The organism is Paenibacillus sp. PCH8 (genome assembly GCF_002968835.1).
Taxonomy (GTDB): Bacteria; Bacillota; Bacilli; order Paenibacillales; family Paenibacillaceae; genus Paenibacillus.
Genome location: NZ_PKQK01000004.1, coordinates 467,765 through 492,882 on the forward strand (window position 1 = coordinate 467,765; position 25,118 = coordinate 492,882).

The 25,118-nt window shown below is 44.6% G+C and carries 18 protein-coding genes and 1 pseudogene; 11 read left to right on the top strand and 8 right to left on the bottom strand.

The genetic code is table 11. The features are described from left to right. Positions 1-283: 283 nt before the first annotated feature. Positions 284-2,704 (top strand): RNA polymerase recycling motor HelD, encoded by a 2,421-nt coding sequence (helD, locus tag C0Q44_RS23665; protein WP_105409664.1) that lies wholly within the window; start codon positions 284-286, stop codon positions 2,702-2,704. Between the two features lie 92 nt (positions 2,705-2,796). On the opposite strand, the gene C0Q44_RS23670 is transcribed toward helD, so the two are convergent. Then, a complete protein-coding gene (locus C0Q44_RS23670; protein ID WP_105409665.1) occupies positions 2,797-3,690 on the bottom strand; it encodes a LysR family transcriptional regulator in 894 nt (297 codons plus the stop codon). Between the two features lie 110 nt (positions 3,691-3,800). Between C0Q44_RS23670 and C0Q44_RS23675 the strand changes: the two are divergent. Further along, a pseudogene (locus tag C0Q44_RS23675) lies at positions 3,801-5,176 on the top strand (MFS transporter). 125 nt (positions 5,177-5,301) lie between these two features. On the opposite strand, the gene C0Q44_RS23680 reads toward C0Q44_RS23675, so the two are convergent. The 3 genes from C0Q44_RS23680 to C0Q44_RS23690 form a co-directional block, all read right to left on the bottom strand. Beyond that, positions 5,302-6,132, bottom strand: a complete 831-nt coding sequence (locus C0Q44_RS23680) for a carbohydrate ABC transporter permease (RefSeq protein WP_105409666.1) — start codon at positions 6,130-6,132, stop codon at positions 5,302-5,304. A gap of 1 nt (position 6,133) precedes the next feature. Beyond that, the gene (locus C0Q44_RS23685; RefSeq protein WP_105409667.1) at positions 6,134-7,006 is read right to left on the bottom strand and encodes a carbohydrate ABC transporter permease; all 873 of its coding nucleotides are present in this window, start codon (positions 7,004-7,006) and stop codon (positions 6,134-6,136) included. A gap of 68 nt (positions 7,007-7,074) precedes the next feature. After that, complete coding sequence (locus C0Q44_RS23690) at positions 7,075-8,388, bottom strand: ABC transporter substrate-binding protein (RefSeq protein WP_105409668.1); 1,314 nt, start codon at positions 8,386-8,388, stop codon at positions 7,075-7,077. A gap of 405 nt (positions 8,389-8,793) precedes the next feature. On the opposite strand from C0Q44_RS23690, the gene C0Q44_RS23695 reads away from it, so the two are divergent. The 3 genes from C0Q44_RS23695 to C0Q44_RS23705 all read left to right on the top strand — a co-directional run bounded on the left by C0Q44_RS23695 (position 8,794) and on the right by C0Q44_RS23705 (position 14,187). Beyond that, positions 8,794-10,362 carry a sensor histidine kinase gene (locus C0Q44_RS23695; protein WP_258166520.1) on the top strand — a complete coding sequence of 523 codons (1,569 nt, stop codon included), beginning with the start codon at positions 8,794-8,796 and terminating at the stop codon, positions 10,360-10,362. 16 nt (positions 10,363-10,378) lie between these two features. Then, entirely contained in the window at positions 10,379-11,905 is a 1,527-nt protein-coding gene (locus tag C0Q44_RS23700; RefSeq protein ID WP_105409669.1) for a response regulator transcription factor, read from the top strand. A gap of 290 nt (positions 11,906-12,195) precedes the next feature. Beyond that, complete coding sequence (locus C0Q44_RS23705) at positions 12,196-14,187, top strand: methyl-accepting chemotaxis protein (protein WP_181151149.1); 1,992 nt, start codon at positions 12,196-12,198, stop codon at positions 14,185-14,187. A gap of 240 nt (positions 14,188-14,427) precedes the next feature. Here C0Q44_RS23705 and C0Q44_RS23710 read toward each other — a convergent pair whose 3' ends face one another. Next, positions 14,428-16,758 (bottom strand): MMPL family transporter, encoded by a 2,331-nt coding sequence (locus C0Q44_RS23710; protein WP_105409671.1) that lies wholly within the window; start codon positions 16,756-16,758, stop codon positions 14,428-14,430. A 44-nt stretch (positions 16,759-16,802) separates the two neighbouring features. Then, positions 16,803-17,402, bottom strand: coding sequence for a TetR/AcrR family transcriptional regulator (locus C0Q44_RS23715; protein ID WP_258166521.1), 600 nt, complete (start codon positions 17,400-17,402; stop codon positions 16,803-16,805). A 353-nt stretch (positions 17,403-17,755) separates the two neighbouring features. Between C0Q44_RS23715 and C0Q44_RS23720 the strand changes: the two genes are divergently transcribed. The 3 genes from C0Q44_RS23720 (at position 17,756) to nspC (ending at position 21,127) form a co-directional block, all read left to right on the top strand. Beyond that, the gene (locus tag C0Q44_RS23720) at positions 17,756-18,214 is read left to right on the top strand and encodes a nucleoside deaminase (RefSeq protein WP_105409673.1); all 459 of its coding nucleotides are present in this window, start codon (positions 17,756-17,758) and stop codon (positions 18,212-18,214) included. 545 nt (positions 18,215-18,759) lie between these two features. Further along, on the top strand, positions 18,760-19,998 hold the full coding sequence (locus C0Q44_RS23725; protein WP_105409674.1) for a saccharopine dehydrogenase family protein: 1,239 nt from the start codon (positions 18,760-18,762) through the stop codon (positions 19,996-19,998). 1 nt (position 19,999) lies between these two features. Next, positions 20,000-21,127: a carboxynorspermidine decarboxylase gene (gene nspC / locus C0Q44_RS23730; RefSeq protein ID WP_105409675.1), complete on the top strand. Its 1,128-nt coding sequence runs from the start codon at positions 20,000-20,002 to the stop codon at positions 21,125-21,127. Between the two features lie 143 nt (positions 21,128-21,270). On the opposite strand, the gene C0Q44_RS23735 is transcribed toward nspC, so the two are convergent. After that, positions 21,271-22,050, bottom strand: a complete 780-nt coding sequence (locus C0Q44_RS23735; protein ID WP_105409676.1) for an SDR family NAD(P)-dependent oxidoreductase — start codon at positions 22,048-22,050, stop codon at positions 21,271-21,273. A 112-nt stretch (positions 22,051-22,162) separates the two neighbouring features. Between C0Q44_RS23735 and C0Q44_RS23740 the strand changes: the two genes are divergently transcribed. Next, positions 22,163-22,519 carry a MerR family transcriptional regulator gene (locus C0Q44_RS23740; RefSeq protein ID WP_105409677.1) on the top strand — a complete coding sequence of 119 codons (357 nt, stop codon included), beginning with the start codon at positions 22,163-22,165 and terminating at the stop codon, positions 22,517-22,519. 124 nt (positions 22,520-22,643) lie between these two features. Next, the gene (locus tag C0Q44_RS23745) at positions 22,644-23,522 is read left to right on the top strand and encodes a YitT family protein (protein WP_105409678.1); all 879 of its coding nucleotides are present in this window, start codon (positions 22,644-22,646) and stop codon (positions 23,520-23,522) included. A 114-nt stretch (positions 23,523-23,636) separates the two neighbouring features. Here C0Q44_RS23745 and C0Q44_RS23750 read toward each other — a convergent pair whose 3' ends face one another. Next, positions 23,637-24,311, bottom strand: coding sequence for a cyclase family protein (locus C0Q44_RS23750; protein WP_105409679.1), 675 nt, complete (start codon positions 24,309-24,311; stop codon positions 23,637-23,639). Positions 24,312-24,632: 321 nt separating this feature from the next. Here C0Q44_RS23750 and C0Q44_RS23755 point away from each other — a divergent pair, with 321 nt between their 5' ends. Beyond that, positions 24,633-24,821 (top strand): hypothetical protein, encoded by a 189-nt coding sequence (locus tag C0Q44_RS23755; protein WP_105409680.1) that lies wholly within the window; start codon positions 24,633-24,635, stop codon positions 24,819-24,821. The last annotated feature ends 297 nt before the right edge of the window (positions 24,822-25,118 follow it).

A 25,118-nucleotide genomic window follows, 5' to 3' on the forward strand; every position in this document is an offset into this window, starting at 1 on the left:
CCCATTCAGGGTATACACCCATGCCCAGGGCATAAAAAAAGATGCCCCCAGTTCAATGCTCAAGGGACATCTCCTTCAATATAATAATCATTCAACTCAGACAGAGATAAAAAAAGGATTGAACGAAAAATAACGCCATGATATAATCTATAGCGCGATTGACAATTCGATTGATAATAAAGGATTAATCATTATTTATCCTAATTTAATTTTACATCCGACATTCCGATTTGTCAATGCTCTTTTTTGGTCCTAATAAATGGAAAAGGGAGTGGACTCATTCATGGTAGAAGCAAACGAATGGAAGTTGGAAGAAGAAAGACTGTTGCAGGTGAGGAACAAACTTCAGGCACGACTCGACGAGCTGGAGCCGAAGGTTGCCGGACTGCATGAACAGGCTGCAGAGATTCGTAAACGGTTTTGGGAAGAAGTTACGATTAACACAGGCTCGTATACGGATTTTGAAGATGCATTCTATACAATCAATCAACAGTCGAGGGTACTTGCCGAAAGGGAGCGCGGACACAGGCTGTTAGTACAGCAATGGAAAAATATAAATCGGCTGCTCCCGACCCCTTATTTCGGTCGTATCGACTTCAAGGAAAGGGGTATCTCTTTCACCGAACAGATATATATTGGTGTTTCCTCCTTCTTGGATGAAGATGGGTTGAACTTTCTTATCTATGACTGGCGGACCCCGATTGCGAGCTTGTACTATGATCATTCTCCAGGGTCAGCAGATTATGACACACCGACAGGACTAATTGAAGGTACGATGGAGCTCAAACGACAGCTTCAGATTCAACATGGACAGATTCACAGCATGTTTGATGCGGATGAAACGATTGGTGACGAGCTGTTGCAGCAAGTGCTTGCCAAAGGCGCAGACTCTCAGATGAAAAGCATTGTAGCTACGATTCAGAAGGAGCAAAATACGATCATTCGTGATGACCGAAGTCGGATGTTGATCGTACAGGGAGCCGCAGGCAGCGGCAAAACCTCAGCAGCGTTGCAGCGAGTGGCCTTTTTGCTATATAAGCACCGTCAGACCATTAAAGCCGATCAGATTGTACTGTTCTCGCCGAATCCGATGTTTGCAAGTTATATCTCGACTGTACTTCCGGAGCTTGGTGAAGAGAACATGCAACAGACGACGTTCCAGGAGTATCTGAACTATTGGTTGGAGTCGTCTTTGAGACCCGAAGATGCCTTTGATCAGATTGAATATGTGCTAACCGAGAAGGAAGATCCGGGGTATGGTGCGCGTCTTGAGGCGATCCAATACAAGGCTTCAGATGTTTTTCTGCAGGCTTTGCAGAACTATGGTGTATGGCTTGGACAAGAAGGTATGCAGTTCAACGCAATTCATTTTCGGGGCCGCGAGTTCATTACTGCGGATCGAATGAAGGCACAATTCTATAGTTATAATCCTCAACTGTCGCTGTCCAATCGTATCCTTCTTTTGCAGGAATGGCTGCTGAAGGAACTTGCTTCACTGGAACGTCTGGAGCGGGAAGCGGACTGGGTTCAGGAAGAACTGAACTATCTGGACACGGATGAATATGTGGAAGCTTTCGGCATGTTGCACAAAGAAAAGTCCGTATTCGATGTCGCAGAGAAATATGCAGCCCGAGAGAACGGGAGTAACGGACATGTACAAGATGAAGGTGCCTTTGACTTTGCAGAAAGGGAAGAAGAACTGCTTCGCCGAAAATTGGTGAAAAATATATTTAAACCGCTCCACAAAGGTGTGAGAAAATTCATGTTTGTGGATGTGAAAGGCATATATGAACAACTATTTGTTAATGAATCCACATATTCGAAGCAAACCAACGGGGCGGTTGCCCCACCGTATTGGCCAGAGATTTGCAGACAGACGAAGGAAATGATGCTCCAGAATAAGCTACTTCATGAGGATGCTACTCCCTATCTATATGTGAAAGAGCTGATCGAGGGCGTTCGGACAAATACGGAAATCCGGTATGTCTTCGTGGATGAAGGTCAGGATTATTCGGCGTTTCAATACGAATATCTCAAAAAGCTGTTTCCTCATGCCCGTATGACCGTGCTTGGCGACTTCGGGCAAGCGATCTTTATGCAGGCTACCGATATAGCGGCATCCGAATCACCGCTCGTTCAGCTATATGGAGAAGCTGAAACCAAAGTGATCCGGCTTGCACGCAGCTATCGTTCGACCCGCGAGATTGTTGAGTTCACGAAGGGCATGTTGCCAGGTGGGGAAGAGATCAGGCCGTTTGAGAGGGGGGATCGTAAACCTCTGCTGACCAGAATAAACGGTAATGAGAAGCAGCGTGATACTCAGATTTTGGCAGACATTATGGCGCTCCAGACACAGCGATTCGATTCTATCGCTGTGATTACGAAGACCGCTGCCGAAAGCCGACAAGCCTATGAAGGTTTACGAACTCAAGGAGGCGATGCTCTACAGCTTATTACGAAGGAGACACAGATCTTTGAAAAGGGAGTCATGGTTATTCCTGTCTACCTCGCCAAAGGTGTCGAGTTCGATGCGGTCTTGATCTATGATGCTTCCCCGGAAGCCTATAGTCAGGAATACGACCGCAAGCTTCTATATACAGCGTGTACGCGGGCAATGCACCGACTTCATCTCTATACAACAAACGAGTGGTCACCCTTTGTGCAGGTGTTACCTGCGAATCTGTATGATAAGGAATCGCACTGATACAAATTAACATATAATATTCTTTTTCAAGTCGCCTATGGCGGCTTTTTTATTATACAATTCAAGCTTTATCCTAAAGATCGACTAAGTCATTAAGTGTAATGATTCTCTTGTGACATGTCTTTGAAATAGTCTATAACAACATTGCGAAACTCTGAAGCTGCTATAGAGATGTATCTGCGTTTGTGTGACATCAAAGCAATCTCACGCTTCAGTTGATGGTCCTCCAAAGGGAGGTATCTAACGCGAATTAGTGGATTTCTTGCTGTACTTGGTATGAATGCGAGACCAATTCCTGCTTCTACTAGCGCGATTAATCGTGCAGGTTCGTCTCCCTCGTACACATACTTGGGTACGAATCCGGCGGCCTCGCAGATGGAGTCTATCTGATCACGGACCCCGTAACCTTTCTTGACGCCTACAATCCATTCATCCTGAAGTTCTGTTAAAGATATACTGCTTCGATTCGCGTATGGATGACTAAGGGGAACGGCGACTACGATAGGATCTACATAAAGAATCTGACATTCGATTCCATCCCCTTGAATAGGAGGAGAGGATAGACCAAAATCGACATCGCCTCGATGCAGAAGGGTAGACAACTCCTTTAATGTAACCATTTGTACATGAAATTGAATATTGGGCTTTTTCTTTCGGAATTCCTGGAGTATGCCTGGTAATGTGCTCGCGGTGGTCACTGCCAACTGGAGGGTACCTTGATTCGGATGGGTCAGATCTGCAATTTCCTGTTTTCCTTGTTCCAATTCAAATAAGGCTTTGTCCGTTCGGCGAAGAAAGGCTCTTCCATAATCGTTTAATCTAAGCTTTCTTCCGATTCGGTCAAATAGAGGTGCGCCAAGATCATCTTCTAATCGTTGTAACGTTTTGCTTAGTGAAGATTGTGTGACATGCAGCATTCCTGCCGCTTCTGTAACATGCTCACATCGCGCCAAGATCTGAAAATATTGTAGTTGTAGAAGTTCCATAGAGTATCCTTCTTTCATTCCTTCTGAGTCATCAAATCATAACATAAAATGCGTTGGAATAAATAAGAAATGTCGATTACGATAGCAGAAGTAGAAGGAGGTATCATACAATGAAAGCTCAAAATAAATGGTTAATGCTAGCTGTAGGCTTGGGAATCATGTTGAATCCATTAAACTCTTCCATGATTTCTGTAGCCATTACAAGATTACAACAAGTGTATCAACTGGATTATACAGCGGTCTCATGGATAATTTTTTCGTTCTATATTGCGAGTGCTGTTGCTCAACCCGTCATGGGCAAATGTAGTGATTTGTTTGGACGCAGAAAAATATTTCTCATGGGTCTGGTTGTCGTCTTTGTTTCATCGATGTTGGCCCCATTATCACCGAGCTTCTCGTATCTCATCATCTTCCGAGTAATTCAATCCATTGGTACGAGCATGATGGTTGCAGTTGGAATGGCGATTGTAAGAATCTACGTTACTGAAAAACAGGCGATGGCCATATCGATATTGGCGATGTTCCTGTCTGGTGCTGCCGCAATCGGTCCATTTATTGGTGGCTTATTGATTCACTGGTGGGGTTGGCCCAGCATATTCTTGATGAATGTTCCTTTTGTAGCCGCAAGTTTTTGGTTTGCCTGGAGGAACATTCCCAAGGATAAACCCATTCAATCCCCTCAAGATCAAGCCAATCGTTCATGGCTAGCATCGATTGATATACCGGGTATCCTGTTGTTTACCATAGCTCTGGTGACGCTGCTAATTGGGGTACTTTCAGTCAAGTCAACCGGTCATATATCTTTATGGAACATGGTGACCATGGGGTAGGTATGGTAACGCTAACCATGTTTGTACGCCAAGAATTAAACACGGCTACTCCCTTTATACCGCTCCGGGCATTCGTTCAATATCCTGAAATGACTTGGGTGAATGTACAATTTATGCTCGTTAATCTTCTGTTCTACACCTTGTTTTTTGGAATGCCGTCTTACTTACAGCAGGTGCGTCATCTGGATGTGGCCCATACAGGAATGGTCATGCTGATGTTGGGTTTATGTTCGCTCGTTAGTTCTCCAGTCGCTGGACGATGGATTGGCAGATCAGGGCCTCGTCCCGCTTTAATCGTTTCAGCCATGTTGATGATCATTGGCTCCGTTTTGATTGTGGCATTGGATGAAAATTCGCCAATAATGAATGTGATCTTGCCCTTGGTTATATTTGGAATTAGTAATGGGTTGAACAGTGTGGGGATGCAAGCAGCTTTGTTCAACCATACCCCGAAAGAAATGATTGGTGTGGCATCGGGTATTTTTAATACGTCCAGATATATGGGTACCATTTTGTCATCACTATTGATTGGAATGGTCATGGGGGATTCGTTCAGTATAACGGGATTTCAATGGCTGGGGGTTATCCTTATGGTATTAGCAGTATCCTTAACGCTTATGACCTTACGACGTCAGCATCCAACGAAATTGACGTAATATGGTTTCGGATAACCTGATTGAATGCTGGTGGAAAGTGGATATATGGGTATTCAGACCACTTTCTGATCGGGATATTGACTTAACCCCTCACCAGTTCTGGTGGGGGGTTAAGTCTGCTATTTTTACCCTTTAACTGCACCGGCTGTAAGGCCGCTGACGATGTACTTTTGACCGAATAAATAGAGAATAAATACAGGCAATGAAGTAAGCACGAGATTGGCAAAGATCAGGTTCCAGTCCCGGCTGTATTTCCCGTAGAAATTGTAGATGGAGAGTGGCATCGTCCAGGTGGAGCTGTCTGTGAGGAAGTACACCGGAATAGTGATGTCGTTCCACACGGACATGAAGACCATGATCGCTACCGTTGCGTTAACAGGCAGAATGAGTGGGGTCACGATGCGGAAAAACACACCGAACACACTTGCACCTTCCAGGAACGCCACTTCATCCAGCGCTCTTGGAATGGTTTTGATGAAGCCGCTGTACAAAAATACGCTGAATGCCGTATTCAGAGCGGCATAGATCAGAATGACACTCGTAATACTGCCGTAGAATCCCAATCCCTGTACGACACGTATAGTCGTAATGATCGACATCGGTGCAATCAGTCCCATGAAGAAATACATGTAGATGGTGCCCGATAATTTGGTTTCCCGACGTGCTAGAATGAATGCCGCTGCCGAAGAGGCAACGATGTTAATGATAGATGAAACGCCTGTAATCAAGATACTGTTGAGAAATGCTCGCGACAGACCGCCTTCCTGGAAGACGCGAACATAGTTCGAGAATTGCCATGTGTCAGGCAGACTCAGGGAGAAGCTGAGCACTTCGGCACTGGTTTTGAATGAACCCAAGATCAGAATGACAAGGGGTAACAGGACGACCAGGGAGGCCAGGATCAGGAAACCTTCCACAATAAAGTTGCGGATGGCGAGTTTGCGTGTGTAGCCCATATTATTCCGTAACCTCCTTACGCCGCATGAAGACCAATAGCGGTATGGCAATAATCGTTACAACGACGAACAGAAGTGTGTTGACCGCAGTACCAAGTCCCCAGTTGCCTTCACCGAAGGAACGCAGGATGATTGTACCCACGACCTGGGAAGCATTACCTGGGCCACCACCTGTCATGACGTAGACTTCCGAGAATACTTTAAGTCCACCGATCAAGGTCAACATCAGGTTAATGTTGATGGCTGGCAGCAAGAGTGGCAGTGTGATTTTGAAAAAACTTCTCCACGAGCTTGCCCCATCAATCTTGGCTGCTTCGTAATACTCCTGTGAGATGGACTGCAGACCGGCCAGATAGATAGCCATCTGGAACCCGGCGCTTTGCCAGATCGAGACGATGGCAATCGTCCAGATGACAATGGAAGGGTTGGTTAGCCAAGCTTGGCTTAATGAATGTAAGCCTACGGCTTCCAGCAAATTGTTAATTGTACCTTCTGTACGCAACATGGGCGTGAACAGAATACTGATCACAAGAATGCTGAGTATGGAAGGGGAGTAGAAGATAGCCCGCAACAGGTTTTTGGTTCTTAATCGCATGTTAAGTCCTACAGCCAACAATAGACCGATAACGTTTTTGCCAACTACTGTGACGATCGCAAATATGGCGGTGTTTTGCAGCGCCAGAATCAGCGTTTTGTCCGAGAAAATCTTCCTGAAATTATCCCAACCGATGAACTTGAGCTCCAGCCGATCCAGTCGCCAGTCCGTGAATGAATAGTAGAAACCAGCGATAGCAGGCACGACGAAAAAGATGGAGTAGATAATCAATGCGGGAAATATCATGTAATACGAATATAAGTTTTTGGTCCTTTTCATGTCTCACACTCCGTTATAGCTAGGCAGCATAACATTTCTTCATGTTATACTGCCTTGTATTTCACTCTTTAGAAACCGGCTACGCCTTTGTCCTGCATCAGTTGACTGAACTTCTCATCCCAGGCTTTCAGTACTTCTTCCGGAGACAGTCCACCTGCAAATTGATCCTGTAACAATCGGTACAGTTCGCTGCGATCGACCAGCATGTAAGCATCCGTGGTCAGTACCGTTTTCTTAGGCGTAATGTAATTGTCTACAATATCCTGCTTATAGGCAGGCAACTCTGGAGTTGTAACGTCGTTGAAATTGGATACATACCCTTTGGAGTCCACGATCTGTTGGGCTACATCTTTGGAGGCGATATAGTCGAGGAACTGTTTGGCCTCTTCCAGATGTTTGGATTTCTTAGGAATGAACAGTTGTCCGCCGAGTGGGCTTGCACCCAGACTTGCATTGTCAGACGAGGGAATCGGGAATACACCCAGTTCCATGCTTGGATCTTGCTCGGCAACCCCTTCAATCAGCCAGTCACCCATAAACATCATGGCTACTTCCTTGTTCAGGAACTTACCTACGGCCATGTCATAGCTGTCGCTGAGTACGTCGGTATTCGTGTAACCTTTGGTGTACACTTGATATTGTTGTTCGAGGAACGTTTGGAATTCCGGGATGTCGGACCACTTCTTCTTGTTACTGTTCAAGTCTTCAAAGAACGTCGGTTCATTCTTGGCTACGAAGTCTGCAAAAGCGGCAGCAGGCCAGATGTTGGCAGCCCAGGCATCTTTGTAAGGCATGAATACAGGCGTAATGCCACTCGCTTTGATTTTTTCGGAAATGGCCAAAAATTCTTCGTAGTTGGTTGGAATGGACAAGCCCAGTTCTTCAAAAATCTGTTTATTATAAACGACACCTTGCATTCCTGTATCCTGGCTGACATGGAAACTGTAGATATGACCGCCGGAGGAGAGTACGTCTTTGTTCACAATTCGGCTTGCCCAGGGTTCGTCATCCAGAATCTCGAAGTTGCGTTCCAGGTTCAGATCCGTGACGGCGCTCGCCAGATTGTACTGAATGATATCAGGTGTCTCATCCACGGCCAGCTTGGTTTGTAAGACGGTTGTCGTCTGTTCTGCTGGAATCAGCTGCAGATTAACGCGAATGTTTGTCTGTTTCTCGAATTCATCCAGAATGTCCTGTTGAATGAAAGCAGAGTCCTGTGAGCTTTTGGAGATCGCGAGTTCCAGTGTCACCTTGCTGCTTTTGCTGTCTCCCCCAGCAGATGAATCGGAATCCGTGCCTGCCGCTCCGCAAGCGGTTAACGAAATGCATAACAAGCTAGCCAAAATAACGGATGTGGCCTTTTTTCTATAAAGTCTCTTCATGTGAAATCCCCCTCTAAAACATGTGGTGAATCCGTTTACAAGTCCGATTATAGATTCTTTTATCTCTCCAGTACATGTCTGTGCTTGAACGTTGAGGTGTAAAATCCTGAACTTGAAATCGCTATCATTTCATAAGGACACATGATACAGTAGGTCATAAATGATTTGGGATATGACATCATATCAGAACAGGGGGTCTGGTCGCAGGATGGCGAAATTCATACATAGAGCAACTCAATTCAGTCTGCAAACCAAGGTGTTTTTGATGTTTTTGGCACTGCTTTTGTTCGTGCTGGGCTGCTTTATCGTCTATGTAAATATTGTAGTTATTCGCCCCTCAAGCAGAAAACGGAACAGGATACACTCGTAACAGCTACGAAGGTAAGAGAGCAGGTCGACCTTTATGTGGAACAACAGAATCAGATGTCGCAGCGAATTTTGTCTAATAAAGATATTTTTGCAGCGATGGAAAAAAGCTCCTTAACCCCTAGCAACTATGAAAGACTGAAGCAGATTCGGATCTTGAAAGACATCATGTTTCAGGCCATCGGGCCCAGTATGAATATGAAGGACATGTCGATCTATGACAAACAAGGCGTTCTGCTTACATCCTATCTGGGTTCAGGCAATCCGCCGGCAATCTTGAGTAGCATGCTGGACAGCAGCAGTGTGGGACGAGGGTGGGCGGAAACCGGCTTTGTGTTGCTCCGCCAGAACGATACCATTTCCTTTGTTCGCACCATCAATGATCAGAATGGCAAGGTATACGGTTACCTTAGCATTCAGATGGATCAGGTCTATATACAGAACCTGACTGGAGGCATCACCGCTGGAGAGGTCTATATTCTGAATGAGCAAGGAGAGCAGATGACTGGCACGGGGGCGAGTGCAGAACTGTTATTACGGTGGACCAATCCCATAACTGGCGAGGGATTGGATGTCGACAAAGACAACAATTATATCACGCATTCCACATCACCCAACACTGGCTGGATCACGTATATCATCACACCCAAACAATCGGTACTCGGCTCGATCCATTCAGTTCAGACCCTGTCGATTCTGCTAATTACGGCACTGATGCTGGTTTCATTTGTATATATCTTCCTGTCGACACGCAATCTGCTGCTCCCCATCCGCAAGCTCCGCAGTCAGATCTGGCGCATGAACTACAGCAATATGAATCTTAAAGTGGATGAAATGCCTAAGAATAACGACCTGCTGCTGTTGAATGAAGCCTTTCAGGATCTAATGGAACGATTACAGCAATCCATTGATCGAGAAAAAGTGGCATTGCATGAAGAGATCATGGCACGTAATTCGGCGCTACAAGCTCAGATTGCCCCTCATTTTATCCATAATGTCCTGTATCTCATCAGCATTGCTGCACAGGAGGGAAAGACTAAAGTGGTATCGGATATGTGCAAACACCTCTCGGACAGCCTGCGCTATATTGTATCTTCACCATATGCACATGTGACCTTGGCCGAAGAACTGGAGCACACCAGGCATTATTTATCACTTGTACAGCAGAAGTATGAGGAAGATCTGGAATGGGATATTCGTGCAGATGAGCTGGCAAGCGAAATACGGCTGCCACGATTGGTCATTCAGCCGTTTGTGGAAAACTGCATTGAACATGCTTTTGCCAACACTGCGCCGCCTTGGCGTATTCAGATTACTGTGAAGCAATATAACGACTTATGGGCTCTGGAGATCAAGGATAACGGAGAAGGATTTCCGCCGGACAAGATCAGGGAGATTCTGAACAGAATTCAGACATCCGGCTCTGGATTGGATCAACAAGCCAATCGACCAACAGCTCTCGGTAACATGGGTATCATGAACAGTGTGAATCGACTGAAACTGATGTATAACAACCGGCTCTTTATTAACATATTCAACAATCATACGGAAGAAGAGCATGGTGCAACCGTTCAAATCATCGGCTCATTGACGAAGGAATTCTACTAGAAGGCAGGGACAGCGGATGTATAACGTCATGATTGTGGAGGACAGCAAACCGATCTTGCGTAATATTAAAATGCTCCTGGAGTCGCTAACCTATCCGATTCGTATCGTTGCTACGGCAACGAATGGAGAGCAGGCTTTGGCAGCCATTGAGCAGGGATCCATTGATCTGCTCCTGACCGATATTCGAATGCCCAAGATGGATGGCCTGTCCTTGATCGAGCAAGCAAAGCATATCAATCCTGATCTGAAGGTCATTCTGATTAGCGGGTATAGTGATTTCGAATACACCAGAAAAGCGTTGAACCTACAAGTGTTCGACTATTTGCTGAAACCAGTGGAACGAGAGGCTCTGGACGAGGTCATGGGCCGGGTCATTGACCAGCTAGATCAACAAATGTCGAAGAGCCTGCGGGATTTGCAGAACATCATCTATCCCCAATCGGACATGGAAGCGAAGCAAGGAGAGGACTTTCCTCCTTTATTCAGTCAATTGATGATCCTTATAAGCAAACAACCTTTCACTACAGGGCATGAACGATGGGAGCAGCCGAAGCTTCAAGCGATCTTGCATAATTTTTTCATAACGCATGCATGTCGAGTGTACACAAGTCATGCTGCGTATCAATATATTGTTTTCGTCAACAAGAGTGCAATTGACTTGTATTTATCCGTACATGAGTGTCTGGAAGCATTGCGACGTCATCTGGTTGCTCATGACATGCATGCAATCATTGGCGGCCAACTGCTGCTCGCTGAGTCTGACAATCTGCCTGAACTCTATCACCGGATGTCATCGCTCATGTCTGCACAGCAACGAATGAAACAAGGGTTAGCACTGGATACGAGTAATCCCGTGTCGATGGCAAGGGCAGAGACAGGCTGTCTGGATTCGGTGCTGGAATGTGCTTTTGTGCAAATGATACAGGCTCGTCGAAAAGAAAAATTTATTCTCAAACTATCCGAGCTGCTGAATCGATGGTCCGAGAAGAATGTTCATGTGACAGAGGTGGAAAGGTTTGTTGGGGTAGTAGTTGACACGTTCGCTCATCTATACGAAGAACAGGGTTCGGGGATGAGACTCAGTCTTGAACTTCGGGCGAGTGAGCTATACGAGGCACAGACGTATGCTGATTTTTGCCGGGAACTCATTGAATGGACCAGGCAGTGTTTTGATATGCTGCAATCCCCCGTTCGTAAAAGCCAAGCGCTTTGGTTCGAGCAGATTGATGAATACGTTAAAGTGAATAAATACTCATCATTGTCTATTAATGATGTCGCCACGACATTTCACGTAAGTCCTTCTTATGTCAGCAGAGTGATCAAGAATGCCACTGATTATACGTTTGTCCAATATTACACCCGGCTTCGAATTCAGGAAGCTTGCAGCCTGATGGAATCACAACCGGACATGAAATTCAAGGAGTTATCCGATCTGCTGTCGTTCAGTGATCAGCACTATTTCTCGAAAGTGTTCAAAGAGTATACGGGATTCAGTCCCACCGAATATAAAGAACGTATGCCCAGCGCTTCAAATCATTCATAAATCTCTCGAAGAATGCAAAGCTAACTCAGTCTTACTATAGGAAAAGTTACAAATACTTATTTAATTGTGATATAATACTAGACAAATAAGGCTTGTTACTGATTTCTTTCAGGCAAAACCTATGTGTATTTATGCTCAAAGTTTCTTTGAGTGTGTATATATATGGGTTTTTTTTGTTGTCTTATTTGAGATTAACGAAGAGAGGGCGATACATTTTGAGAGTGAAAAAAGTAAAACAAGAAAAGAATGAACGATCATTTTATAGGAAAGGAGGGTCAGTTTTACGTTTAATGAGTACCAGACTCATTGTAGCTTTCCTGGCTGTTCTCATTATCCCAACTGCACTTATCGGATTTTTCTCCTATTACAGTGCCAAAGATCAAGTTCAACAAAAAATGACCGAACCGATCAACACCATAATAACCATGACAGGGCAGCATATTAACAATCTGGTGGGGGAAAAAGCGAAATTATTGAGCTATATAGACCGTATATCAGGCTCTGCGTCTACCCTGGCGGACAGCGAAGCCATGCAATACGAAATCAATCAATTAGCTAATACATATCCTGATATACTTGCCATTACAGTGGGCGACGAACAGGGGAGTTATACTGCTACTCCAGAGATCGAGGAAGCAGCATACGATCCACGCACCACGGAATGGTATACACATGGTAAGAATAACAATAATGGGTCACTCTATTTTTCGGATATCATGAAAGATCCGGTTACAGAGAATATCTATGTGGAGATATCCAAAGCACTCTCAGATGGACAACGTGTAGCAAGTATTAAACTTGATCTGGCCCCATTAGCACAAGAACTATCTCATGTGGATGTTGGAGGCAATGGAAGTCTGATTGTTGTCGACGCCAATCGAACCATCGCGGCTTGGTCTGGTGCAATTGTTGAAATGGGTGGAGGAGGAGAACTCGGTGGAGCACTTGTTGACGGAATTCCGCTCCAGCCTAATACGGCTTCAAGTCCCGACGAACCCATAGCATTCTCCAAATATGTAAGAACTGATCTGGAGTACGATGTGGATATTTATAACGGTGTCAATGCATTAACAGGTTGGAATGTTATTGCTTTGATGGGTCATGAAGATTTTATCGCTGCTGCCAAACCAATTCTGGTAACGAGTCTAACTGTAATTATTATTTCCGTACTGATCGCCGGCGTCATTATTTTCTTTATTCTGAGGTCCTTTATGGTACCTATGAAAAAACTGCGAACGGCTACCCGCAATGTACGAGAAGGTAATCTCTCGGAACGTGTTAATCTCCGAAACAAAGATGAATTTGGTCTATTGGCCAATGATTTTGATCAAATGACCATTTCACTGCAATCGGTTGTTACCGAACTTAATCAGACATCGTCGTTGCTAAGTCACTCTTCACGAATGATACAGGAAAGCACAGAACAAACCACCGTATCGGTACAGCATGTTGCTGAAACCATGCAGCAGACTGCCGAAACAGCTGTAATTGGGGCTGAGAATTCGGAACAAACTGCAAACGCAGTGGAAGAGATGGCGAGAGGCATTGGCACAATAGCGGAATCAGCCAGTGCAATTGTAAATTCGGCCGAAGCGACGGAACGTGCTGTCGCAAACGGAGGAAAAACCATTAACCAAGTCGGTGAACAAATGGAACACATTCTTGGAGCTGTTGAAGAAACGTCAGCATTGATTAACGAGTTGTCCAATCTATCTGCAGAAGCCAATAGAATGAACGAAGCTATTGCCGATATCTCTCGGCAAACCAATCTGCTGTCGCTGAATGCCTCCATTGAAGCATCCAGAGCAGGAGAACACGGGAAGGGTTTTGCTGTCGTTGCAGGTGAAGTACGCACGTTATCTCTACAATCCAAACAAAGTGCGGACGAGATTGGTGCAACAATGAGCAAAATGCTCGATCTGATCGGGAAATCCACATCGCTTATGAATGATAAAGTTCGCAACCAAGTCGGTGAAGGAATACGCATTAGCAGAGAAGCTTCTGCAACCATAACCAGCATTGAACAATATACGACGCATATTGTGGGTCAAATACAGGATATTTCTGCTGTTTCAGAACAGTTGTCAGCAAGTACAGAACAAGTCTCTGCTACCGTTGCCGAGATGTCTAATATCTCTAAAGTGTCGGCAGATAGTGCCCAGACGACTTCGGCGGCAGCCCAAGAGCAAATGGCCGCAATGGAGGAGATATCCGCATCATCTGTACAACTATCCCAAACAGCTGAGAATATGCAACAACTGGTTCGTCGATTTACGCTCTAGGTTAAGCTATGAAAAGTCGCTATTAAGCGGCTTTTTTTGTTGCATGCTTCCGGAGTATATGAATGCAATAGAAGGTGCACGCGAGGAGTTATGTATTGAACGGGATCGAATGGAGTCGCTACTTTATCATAAAGTACTTGAAGAGATAACCGCGTCATGAAATTAAAGAAAAAAAGACCTCCTGTTCTATATAAGAGAGGAGGCCTTGCAGTATTTTACACCGTCATTCTATGGGCAGTATTACTTGGATTGAGACTTGGAATCTGCTTGTTCTTCGGCGCTAAGTGTAGCAATCAACTTCTCACCTTCGACATCCAGATTCGGCAAGATACGATCCAGCCATTTCGGAAGCGACCAGGCTTTGTCACCAAAGATCGCCATGATTGCTGGCACCAGACCCATTCGAATGACGAAGGCATCAATCAGAATGCCCACAGCTAGTGTGAATCCAATTTGTTTGATCATGACATCATCCGTGAAGATGAATCCTGCAAATACCGAGACCATGATCACCGCTGCGGCAACAACCACGCGGCTTACCTGGTTATAGCCATGAACAACTGACTCGGTACCTCTATGACCATGTACATATGATTCTCGCATAGAGCTAACAAGGAAGACCTGGTAGTCCATTGCCAAGCCATATAGGATACCTGTGACGATGATCGGCATGAAGCTTAGTAGTGGACCGCCGGTATCAAAACCAAAGAGCGAATGAAGCCAGCCCCATTGGAATACAGCTGTAGTAATCCCGAAAGTAGCCAGGATACTTAGAAGGAAACCGATGGTTGCTTTAATCGGAACGATGATTGAACGAAACACGAGTAACAGGATAATCAGCGATAGTAGAATGATAATTCCTACATAGATCGGGAACACCTGCGCCAGTTTGGCTGACATATCGATATTAACGGCTGTAAGTCCAGTGACCCCAAGCTTCACATCATATGTCTGAGCGATACTCGAATCTGCCGAGCGCAGATCATTAACCAGCGTCTTAGTGACTTTATCGTTAGGACCTGTTTCCGGGATGAGACTAAAGATCGCTAGATCTTCTGTCATACCGAGCGGTGTAACCTGTGCAACGTTATTTTGACCTTGGAGCTCCATCACCAGACCACCCAAGAGCTCTGGCGTAACTTTAGCGGATGAGTCCTGAGGTTCTGCGACCAGAATAAGGGGGCCGTTAAAACCTTCTCCGAAGCCTTCAGAGATTGCATCATAGCTTTGTCTTGCGGCAGTATCCAGGTTCGCTGAGGAAGCTCCGGGAATGCCCATATCCATCTTGGTGATCGGTGTTGCAGCAAATCCGAGAACGACGATAATGACAATAATGGTAGCCCAGCGATGTTTGATAACTAATTTAACCCATTTGTCAGCAATTCCGTGGTTAGTCGCTTTAGGATTCTTCGTGCTTTTCTCGCGAGTTTTGGTCGAACAGATGCGTTCACCAACCAACCCAAGCAATGCCGGCAAGAGAGTTAAGGCAATGAATACGTTGATGAGCACGGTCGCAGCAGCAACCAATGCCATCGTAGACAAGAACGTGAGTCCAATGACCAGCATACCGCAGAGTGCAATAATAACGGTTAATCCGGCAAAGAATACCGCGCTGCCTGATGTACCGATGGCTCTTGCCGTCGCCTCTTGTGCACTCAGGCGCTGATCAATAATCATGCGACGCTGGCGATTGACGATGAACAGAGCGTAGTCAATTCCAACGGCCAGACCAACCATAAGAGCCAGAACCGATGTGACGCTAGGCATTTCTATGAATTTGGAGATCGAGAACGCTCCGCCTACGCCAATAGCAACGCCGAGGAGTGCGGTGATCAGAGGAAGACCTGCTGCAACGACGGAACCAAGGGTGATCAGCAATACAATCACGGCAATAACCAGTCCGACAATCTCTGCCGATCCTACACCGATGGATACCGATTTGAGCGTTTCGCCCGGTAACACGGTGATGTTGGTTCCTTGCTCTACCGTCATGACGGAATCAATAACGGAATCGAACACATCCTGTGTAATGGCAGATTGCTCGATCGTGAACTGGAATTGGAACAGGGCAATCTTGCCATCCGAAGAGATAAGTACACCCGGTACAGGAACACCTTCCACCATTAGAGGGCCATATGGAGGAGGAGATGTTGCTTGAGATTGAGCCATGTTGGCAGCCTGGGCATTCTGTGCCTGAGCCATCTCAGCGGTAGCTCCGGAAGCGCTCGCTTCAGCTGCATAATCTGCGGGGTTAATGACTTTGTCTAATCCGTATACTTCACTAACCCCTTTCATCATTGCAGCTATACGTTCAGGCGTATCCAAACGCTCGTTGTCCGGCGCTTTGAACACAACACTTCCTTGACCGCCAGAGGCAGCCGGCAACTCTTTGGCTAGTTGATCCAGCACCTTCTGTGACTCTGTGCCTTCAATCTTCATTTCAGAACTGATGTGAATCCCGTTGATGCTAATCATGGAGATGACAATACCCAGAATCAATACCCACGCTAAGATGAAATATCCAGGTTTGCGATAAGCAGTTTTCCCTATTTTATATAATAATGTAGACATTTCTGTAATTTACACTCCCTCTAAGATGAATATGGATGGTTAGCTTACTCGAAACCTGTTCGCAAACGTCCAAACACACTCTCCAAAAATTGATCAAACGTTACTGCATCAGCCTTCGTGTCCTCAGACATGGTCTGTCCCGGCAGCAGCACATTCAATCTTCCGTCAATTAATGGCAGTATGGTACCGTATATAGCGTTAATGAGAAGATAAGTATAAACCTCATCATACTTTCCGTTAGACAAATCCAGCAGCGTATCTTGAGCTTGTGTCTGCATCTGGTGCATGGCCCCGAGGTAGTGCGGTTCAAGTACAGGATAAGTCTGAGATAAGGCTACAAGCTGATGCAATCTTCCTATGAGTTCGGTTGTAAGTTGCATTTTGATCAGATTGTACAGTACATCAAGCAGAGAGGCGTTGTCGGGAATTTCTGTAAGCAAATGCTCAAGCTCCGTTGTATTCGGAACCGAGGTCGCTCCTCTCGCGACAGCTTCTTCCTTGCACGTAAAATAGTTCGCAAAAGTTCTGCGGGAACATCCCACTTTTTGCACGAGTTCTTCGACCGTAAAACCGTCGAGTCCATGTTCAATGGTGAGTTCAAATGCCGTTCCGGCAAGTGCTCTTTCTGTGGCTTCTTTCTTCAAATGCCTCAAATTTCGTGTGGTCATTATGCTCCGCTCGTGCGTTCACCTCCTCTTGCTGAAAAGTAGTGTAAAGCATGAAGAACAAGTTCATGTTTCATTCGCTCTATGAAAATAATCATAACAACAAGTTGCTCATTGTGCAAATTTACTCATTGTGCAATTATTTTATTTGTCTAACAGGGATAACTTGCGTTATATTCCCATTAAGATTCGCATTTTGGAGACAGCGCTTGCACTATTTTTGGAGCATAGCTTGGTGGCATTTGGAGCTGGTGAAACAACGTAATTAATGTGGAGGTTGGCTATAACCCTACCTCCCGGAAGAGCTGGATATTGATGGAGGTAATTGATTAATGAATAAAAATGAAGTTTTTATGCAAAAAGCTATTGAGATTGCACTGCAAGCCCGCAAGGAAGGGAATGAGCCTTTCGGAGCTATTTTGGTAAGAAATGATGAAATTGTGATGATTGGTGAAAATAAAATCAACACGTTCTGTGACCCTACACACCATGCAGAAATTGGGCTCATACGTAAATATTGCTCCGAACATCAGGTGTTTGATCTGAGCGAATACACCCTGTACACAAGTTGCGAACCATGTGTGATGTGTTCTGGAGCGATGGTTTGGTCGAATCTGGGGAGATTGGTGAATAGCGTGTCACATGATCAATTAGCCGAAATTGCTGGAAGCAACATTATGATTTCGTGTGAAGAAATATTTGAGAAAAGTCCTCAAAAACCTGAAGTAGTGGGAGAATTACTTAACGAAGAAGGCTTGAAAGTATTCGAAGGATACCGGTTTCATTCGTAGTCGTCATCGGAGTGGGAAAATTTTTATATAATAATTGCTTGATTTTTTTTTCAACGTCTGATAGTGTAAGACCTGTGATTTTGGAAAGTTGATGTATCAATATGAATTAGAGCTTTCCAGCAGATAATTTTTGACCACTTCAACCAGGAAGTTAAGGCCATACGGACAGCCGGGTCAAACGCCGATTGGCAACTTATGTTGCTTTATTGATTGAGTTCAAAGCTCAAATTTTATAAGTTGGTTACTTTACAACCAGTGCAATTGCACATCAACTTGTGAAACGGTCAATAAGAGTAGTAAAGGCGAATTATTTGCTATATAGACTCTGATCCAGTATTGATATACATGAAGGAGCTTTCCGCCAATTGAATTCTTATGAATTTTATTTGGTCATGGAGACTTCACGTCTTTTTTATGATGTATATCAACAAGCAAGTGTGATGATGCGCGATTGCGGGCATTTTTCACCTTGCTTTTTTTGTTGTCTTGTTGTCACCGTTTTAAACCAATTAAATAAAATACATATTGGAATAGGAGAATGTAAAATGGGAAAAGCACTAATCATCGGCGCCGGCGGCGTTGCTTCCGTGGCAGTACACAAATGCGTTCAAAATAGCGAAGTTTTTGAGGAAATCTGCATCGCGAGTCGTACCAAATCCAAATGTGATGAGCTCAAAGCCAAGCTGGACGGCGGAAAAACCAAAATCACGACAGCACAAGTAGATGCTGATAATGTTGACGAACTGATCGCACTGATCAACGAAGTTAAACCGGATATCGTGATGAACCTGGCTCTGCCGTATCAAGATCTGACGATCATGGATGCATGCCTTGCAACCAAAACGAATTACATGGACACAGCAAACTATGAGCCACATGATACAGCGAAGTTCGAATACAGCTGGCAGTGGGATTACAAAGAGCGCTTTGAAAAAGCAGGAATCACGGCATTGCTTGGAAGTGGATTTGACCCAGGCGTGACTGGCGTATTCTCTGCTTATGCCCTGAAGCACTACTTTGACGAAATTGAGTACATCGACATTCTGGACTGCAACGGCGGTGACCATGGTTATCCGTTCGCTACGAACTTCAACCCGGAGATCAACATTCGCGAAGTTTCGGCGAACGGAAGATACTGGGAAAATGGGGAATGGATCGAAACGAAACCAATGGAAATCAAACGTGTCTACGACTTCAAAGAAGTTGGAGAGAAAGACATGTACCTGTTGTACCATGAAGAGTTGGAATCTTTGGCGAAAAACATGCCTGGTCTGAAACGCATTCGTTTCTTCATGACATTTGGTCAAAGCTATCTGACTCACTTGAAAGCACTTGAAAATGTAGGTATGACTTCCATCGAACCAATCGAATATGAAGGCAAACAAATCATCCCTCTGCAATTCCTGAAAGCCGTACTGCCTGATCCAGCATCCCTTGGACCACGTACGGTTGGCAAAACGAACATCGGTTGCATTTTCAAAGGTAAAAAAGATGGTCAAGACAAAACATACTATGTGTACAACATCTGCGATCACCAAGAGTGCTACAAAGAAGTGGGTTCCCAAGCGATCTCGTATACAACAGGCGTTCCTGCGATGATTGGTGCGGCAATGGTGATGACAGGCAAATGGAACAAACCAGGCGTATACAATGTAGAAGAGTTCAACCCGGATCCATTCATGGAAGAGTTGAACAAATGGGGCCTCCCTTGGGTTGAAGATTTCAACCCGGTACTCGTTGATGAACTGCCAGAAGAAGTTAAAGAATCGGAGCTTGTTCGTTAAAATGAAGTTCGAGCAATTACCGACACCGTGCTATGTTGTTGACGAGGGACTCATTGAGAAAAACCTGAAAATCCTGAACGGTGTTATGCAGCGTACAGGTGCCAAAATCGTGCTTGCTCAAAAGGCATTCTCCATGACGGCGATGTATCCGTTAATCGGAGAATACTTGAGCGGTGCCACGGCGAGCGGATTGTATGAAGCTCGCTTGGGTCACGAGGAAATGGGCAAAGAGAATCATGTCTTTGCCCCGGCATACCGTGAAGATGAAATAGACGAAATTATTTCGATTAGTGATCATATTATCTTTAACTCTTTTTCGCAGCTTGCGAAATTCAAGGATAAGGCGCTTCTGGCTGGTCGCAAGGTCGGCTTGCGTGTTAACCCGGAATGCTCTACCCAGGAGGGACACGAGATCTACGATCCATGTTCTCCAGGTTCACGTTTTGGTGCAAAACAAGAGGATTTCCGCGCAGAGCTGCTGGAAGGCGTCTCCGGACTGCATTTCCACACGCTGTGTCAGCAAAACTCCGATGATCTGGAGACTACGCTGAACGCAGTCGAAGAGAAGTTCGGACAGTGGCTACCACAGATGGAGTGGATCAACTTCGGTGGAGGGCATCACATTACGCGTGAAGATTATGATATTCCAAGGCTCGAAGCTTGCATCAAGCGTATGCAGAACAACTATGGCCTGGAAGTGTACTTGGAGCCAGGAGAAGCTGTTGCACTGAACGCTGGGTATCTGGTGACTTCTGTGCTCGATTTCCATAAAAACGGCATGGACATCGCCATTCTCGACACTTCAGCAACATGCCACATGCCGGATGTGCTGGAAATGCCATATCGTCCATCGCTTATTGGATCGGGAGAAGCTGGGGAGAAAGCTCATCTGTATCGCCTTGGTGGACAAACCTGTCTGTCCGGTGATGTGATTGGAGATTATTCATTCGATCAGCCGTTGCAAGAAGGCGACCGTCTCGTATTCGAGGACATGGCGATCTACTCCATGGTGAAAACCAATACCTTTAACGGTATGCCACTGCCTGCGATTGCTGTCAAAAGAATAAACGGCGACTGCGAAGTGGTTCGCGAGTTCGGATACCAGGATTTCAAAATGAGACTGGCATAAATTTCTTCTATTATAATAGTAAGCATTTAATTAAGTACAATACAAAGAAGGGAACCTGGAGACAGGTTCCCTTTTTAATGTGCAACGAAGTTTAGCGGTTAGGTTCGATGATGTTTAACGGTATTCAGGCGACTTGGCTTCGACTACGATTCATTCTGGGGCTTCGATGCTGCTCTTGCAGCATACGGAAAGATCGGGTCTCTTAGTTCGAAGTCATAGGTCAACCCATCTACGATACCGACTACTTTCTCACTATCATATAGATCAAGCAAGAATCCCGCCATTTGTTCCGCCGTATGGAACTTGGGTACTCTGCCTTCATATTCGAATTGATCCAGATCAAAGGCGCGTTCTGCAAACTCCGTCTCTGTCGCAGCCGGAGCGAGCACTTTTGCTTGCATTGCTGCGTTCTTGCCTTTTAACTCTTGCGCAAGTCCTTCGGTAAAGGCACTTACATAGAACTTGGTTGCGCAGTAGGTTACGGCATCCGGCACGATCGTATATCCACCACCGGATGAAATATTGATGATTTGTGTACCTTCAACCTCTGCATAATCACGTACATATAATGAAGAGAGAATCGTTAGAGCTTCAATATTGAGGTGTAGCATCTGTTCGATTTTGGGTAAGTTCTGCTCACCAACCGACGCAAAATTTCCAAATCCGGCGTTGTTAATCCACGTTTCAATGGAATAGTCCTGAAGGCTTTCATAGAATTCATGTACTTTGGCGGCAATGGACAGATCCACTGTACGAATAACAACGTCCAGATGAGGATCGATTTCAGCTATTCTTAATTTTAAATTTTCCAACTCATCCGTTCTGCGAGCTGCCAGAATTATATTTTTGCCGCGAGCTGCAAAAGCTAAAGCCGCTTCATATCCAATGCCTGAACTGGCCCCTGTAATGACTGTGTATTTCATGAAAATTCCTCCTGGATCTGATTTCATTATTTATTGTGATATAACCACGAGTTGATTATACTGATTAGAGCTTACTCTAAGTCAAGTAGAAAAATAGAAAGGGAGGTTGACCATGCATACCATCGGTGAAGTTGCAGAATTGCTTGGCATCAGTGCACATACATTACGCTATTATGAGAAGGAAGACATTATCATACCACTTCGTGATGCTGGTGGAGACAGGCGTTACAACGAGTCACACTTGAAATGGCTACAATTCGTTATCAAATTGAAAGAGACGCAAATGCCCATTGCCACAATTAAGAAATATGCATCTTTATTTCAGGAAGGTGAGCATACAGCGGCAGATCGATTGAAGCTACTGGAGGAACATAAAGAATCGATCCAACATCAGATGCACACGCTCCATACAGCTGATGAGATGCTTGAGCATAAAATCACGGCATATCGTACGTTTATCGGGAAATAATGTAATCAGATTAATGTAGCGAATACGATGGATTCACCTAGTACACATATAACGATCTATTGCCAAAACAGTGATTTTTATTATAGACTGTTTTTTGTCGGTTCTTTATCAAGGGGGAAATGGAATGAGTCAACACAGAAACAGAATACAAAAATCGAACAAGCTGAAGATCCTTTCTAAAGTATTATTGATTATCATTGGCGGTTTTATCACGGCATATGGCCTGGAAGCCATATTAATCCCGAATAATGTCTCAGACGGTGGTGTGACAGGTCTGAGTATCGTCGGTTCACAGTTGTTCGGACTACCTCTAGGAATGTTAATCGGAATTATTAACATTCCATTTGTGTGGCTCGGATATAAGCAAATAGGTAAAAGCTTCGCGCTTTATTCGGTTATTGGCATTGCCTCACTTGCAATCAGCACCAGTCTTATGCACCATATACCAACGATTATTGAAGGTGATACGTTGCTGGTTACGGTAGTCGGCGGGATCATTATCGGTTTCGGTATGGGACTTGCGCTGCGTAATGGCGGGGCATTGGACGGTATAGATATGTTAGCTGTACTGCTTTCACGAAAAGTCCCTTTTGGTACCAGTGATCTCATCCTGTTCCTGAACATGTTTGTCTTTATTGTGGTTTCTACCGTATTTGGTTTACAAGGAGCGATCCTCTCAGGACTTGCTTATTTTATTGCTTCCAAAGTAATACATATTGTTGAAGAGGGCTTGAGCGGCTCTAAAACGTTCAAAATTATTACGAATCAACCTGAAATCATGGTTGAAACCATTCGGGACAGGCTGGGCCGTGGAGCAACCTATACCGAGGCATACGGTGGTTACTCTAATGAACAATTTAAGGAAATCACCTGTGTGATTAACCGGATGGAAGAAAGCAAAATTAAAGATATCATTCATGAAATTGACCCAACTGCCTTTATTGTTGTCTACGATGTGGCCGAAGTAAAAGGTGGCAATTTTAAAAAGAAAGATATCCATTAATAATGTAACGATAAAAAACACGCGGGGGAGAGAATCCATCTCCTGGCGTGTTTTTTGATATGCATCTGTTTGGTGAACAGGACAAGCTCGCATCGCGATTTGTATACGCGGTAACTAACGCGGTTCTGTAAAAATGGTACTGAAGCTGCTATCTACACCTTCAATAAATAAAGGTACTGCGTACACAACACCGATGTTGGATAGATCCTGATTCAGATTCATATCCTCAATTACCAGAATAAACTTACCATCTACTCGGTCTTTCCCCAGGATCTTCTGATGAAAAGCAACAGCTTCGTCCTCATGAAGCGAAGGGCCTGCAGAGATCATATCCATGCCGATGGCACGCAATGAATCAAATATCATGAGGTAACTGGCAGCAGAGGCTGAGAAGCCAGGGTTGTGATGACTATAACGAACAGGATCGGATGATCGATATTTGCCAAAACCAGTGCGGATGAGCAGCAAGTCGGCACCAGCGATCTGATGTTCATAAGGCTCCAGATCAGCCTTGGTGATCAGTTCATCATCCCCTTTGGGAATATCAAGGATTGTTGGATGGGTGAAGATGAAGTAGTCTATTGGAATTTCGCTTAGCTTTTTGCCTTGCGGGTTGAAATGCCAAGGGCCATCAATATGAGTGCCGTTATGGTTAAGGGATGTGATGATGAACTGATTATACAGATCTCCTTTTTCTATACTGGACTGCTGCTGGATCTCGACCGGTGGATTATCCTTGTATACGGGAGTATTTGTACTAAGCGGATAGGACAAGAGCATTCGGGTCATCTTCCGTACTCTCCTTTGTAATACGTATAGAAATCTAATCTGAGTTTATTTTATGTATGTGAATCAATTTCATAACTCACTAAAATGGATTTTTTGTAACTAGATATAGACAAAATGAACCGGTTTGATCTATATCTAGCCTTGATTGAAGCAGCTAAAGGTATTATGAAATTGATTCATGTGCAGAATATTTATGTTTTTCTCATCTTCTAAGATGTATATCGTCCAATTGTGTACTTGATGCATAAGAATGGCTCTCTTATGGAAAACTTCTGTAGTGCGAACACATTGCATGATTTCATAATATGGGAGGTTAGCGAAGTGACCAATCAGGACCCGCAAGAGCTTTTGAAGCAAAAACACGAGCTGGATGAGCAAAAAAGACAGTTCACTAATTTTTCTCGAAATATTTCCGGTCATGGTGAGGTAGAAGCAGGTCAAGAGTTCAGTATTGATCGAGTACCTGATGATCAGAACCGTATGAAATCTGTTGAAAATAAACGTGCATGATCTACTAAAGCGATAACAATAAGCTGATCCTCTCTGGATCGGCTTATTCCTGTCCCAGCTATTCTCCGCCATATGGATGGAATACATGTATTATCCCGTTTAATCAATAGCTCGTTCGGGTGATTTTTGTATTTTTCACTTAGATGTCAGAAAGAGTTGATCCTTTCTTGAACGTTTGGGGAAGAAGTTGTGTCCATGATTGAATTACTGAAATTCAAAGATATAATAATTTTAACTATTAGATCTCTTTCAGGGCTTTGGAGTACATATATGTGTGGCGAACCATCACTTGTTCCT

What these genes read in the sequence shown, in the direction of transcription:
- C0Q44_RS23680 (WP_105409666.1), bottom strand. Translation starts at nt 6,132, where the DNA reads ATGGGCTACACACGCAAACTCGCCATCCGCAACTTTATTGTGGAAGGT.
- C0Q44_RS23740 (WP_105409677.1), top strand. Translation starts at nt 22,163, where the DNA reads ATGCATACCATCGGTGAAGTTGCAGAATTGCTTGGCATCAGTGCACAT.
- C0Q44_RS23670 (WP_105409665.1), bottom strand. Translation starts at nt 3,690, where the DNA reads ATGGAACTTCTACAACTACAATATTTTCAGATCTTGGCGCGATGTGAG.
- C0Q44_RS23750 (WP_105409679.1), bottom strand. Translation starts at nt 24,311, where the DNA reads ATGACCCGAATGCTCTTGTCCTATCCGCTTAGTACAAATACTCCCGTA.
- C0Q44_RS23705 (WP_181151149.1), top strand. Translation starts at nt 12,196, where the DNA reads ATGAGTACCAGACTCATTGTAGCTTTCCTGGCTGTTCTCATTATCCCA.
- nspC (WP_105409675.1), top strand. Translation starts at nt 20,000, where the DNA reads ATGAAGTTCGAGCAATTACCGACACCGTGCTATGTTGTTGACGAGGGA.
- C0Q44_RS23725 (WP_105409674.1), top strand. Translation starts at nt 18,760, where the DNA reads ATGGGAAAAGCACTAATCATCGGCGCCGGCGGCGTTGCTTCCGTGGCA.
- C0Q44_RS23720 (WP_105409673.1), top strand. Translation starts at nt 17,756, where the DNA reads ATGAATAAAAATGAAGTTTTTATGCAAAAAGCTATTGAGATTGCACTG.
- C0Q44_RS23735 (WP_105409676.1), bottom strand. Translation starts at nt 22,050, where the DNA reads ATGAAATACACAGTCATTACAGGGGCCAGTTCAGGCATTGGATATGAA.
- C0Q44_RS23745 (WP_105409678.1), top strand. Translation starts at nt 22,644, where the DNA reads ATGAGTCAACACAGAAACAGAATACAAAAATCGAACAAGCTGAAGATC.
- C0Q44_RS23700 (WP_105409669.1), top strand. Translation starts at nt 10,379, where the DNA reads ATGTATAACGTCATGATTGTGGAGGACAGCAAACCGATCTTGCGTAAT.
- C0Q44_RS23710 (WP_105409671.1), bottom strand. Translation starts at nt 16,758, where the DNA reads ATGTCTACATTATTATATAAAATAGGGAAAACTGCTTATCGCAAACCT.
- C0Q44_RS23690 (WP_105409668.1), bottom strand. Translation starts at nt 8,388, where the DNA reads ATGAAGAGACTTTATAGAAAAAAGGCCACATCCGTTATTTTGGCTAGC.
- C0Q44_RS23685 (WP_105409667.1), bottom strand. Translation starts at nt 7,006, where the DNA reads ATGAAAAGGACCAAAAACTTATATTCGTATTACATGATATTTCCCGCA.
- helD (WP_105409664.1), top strand. Translation starts at nt 284, where the DNA reads ATGGTAGAAGCAAACGAATGGAAGTTGGAAGAAGAAAGACTGTTGCAG.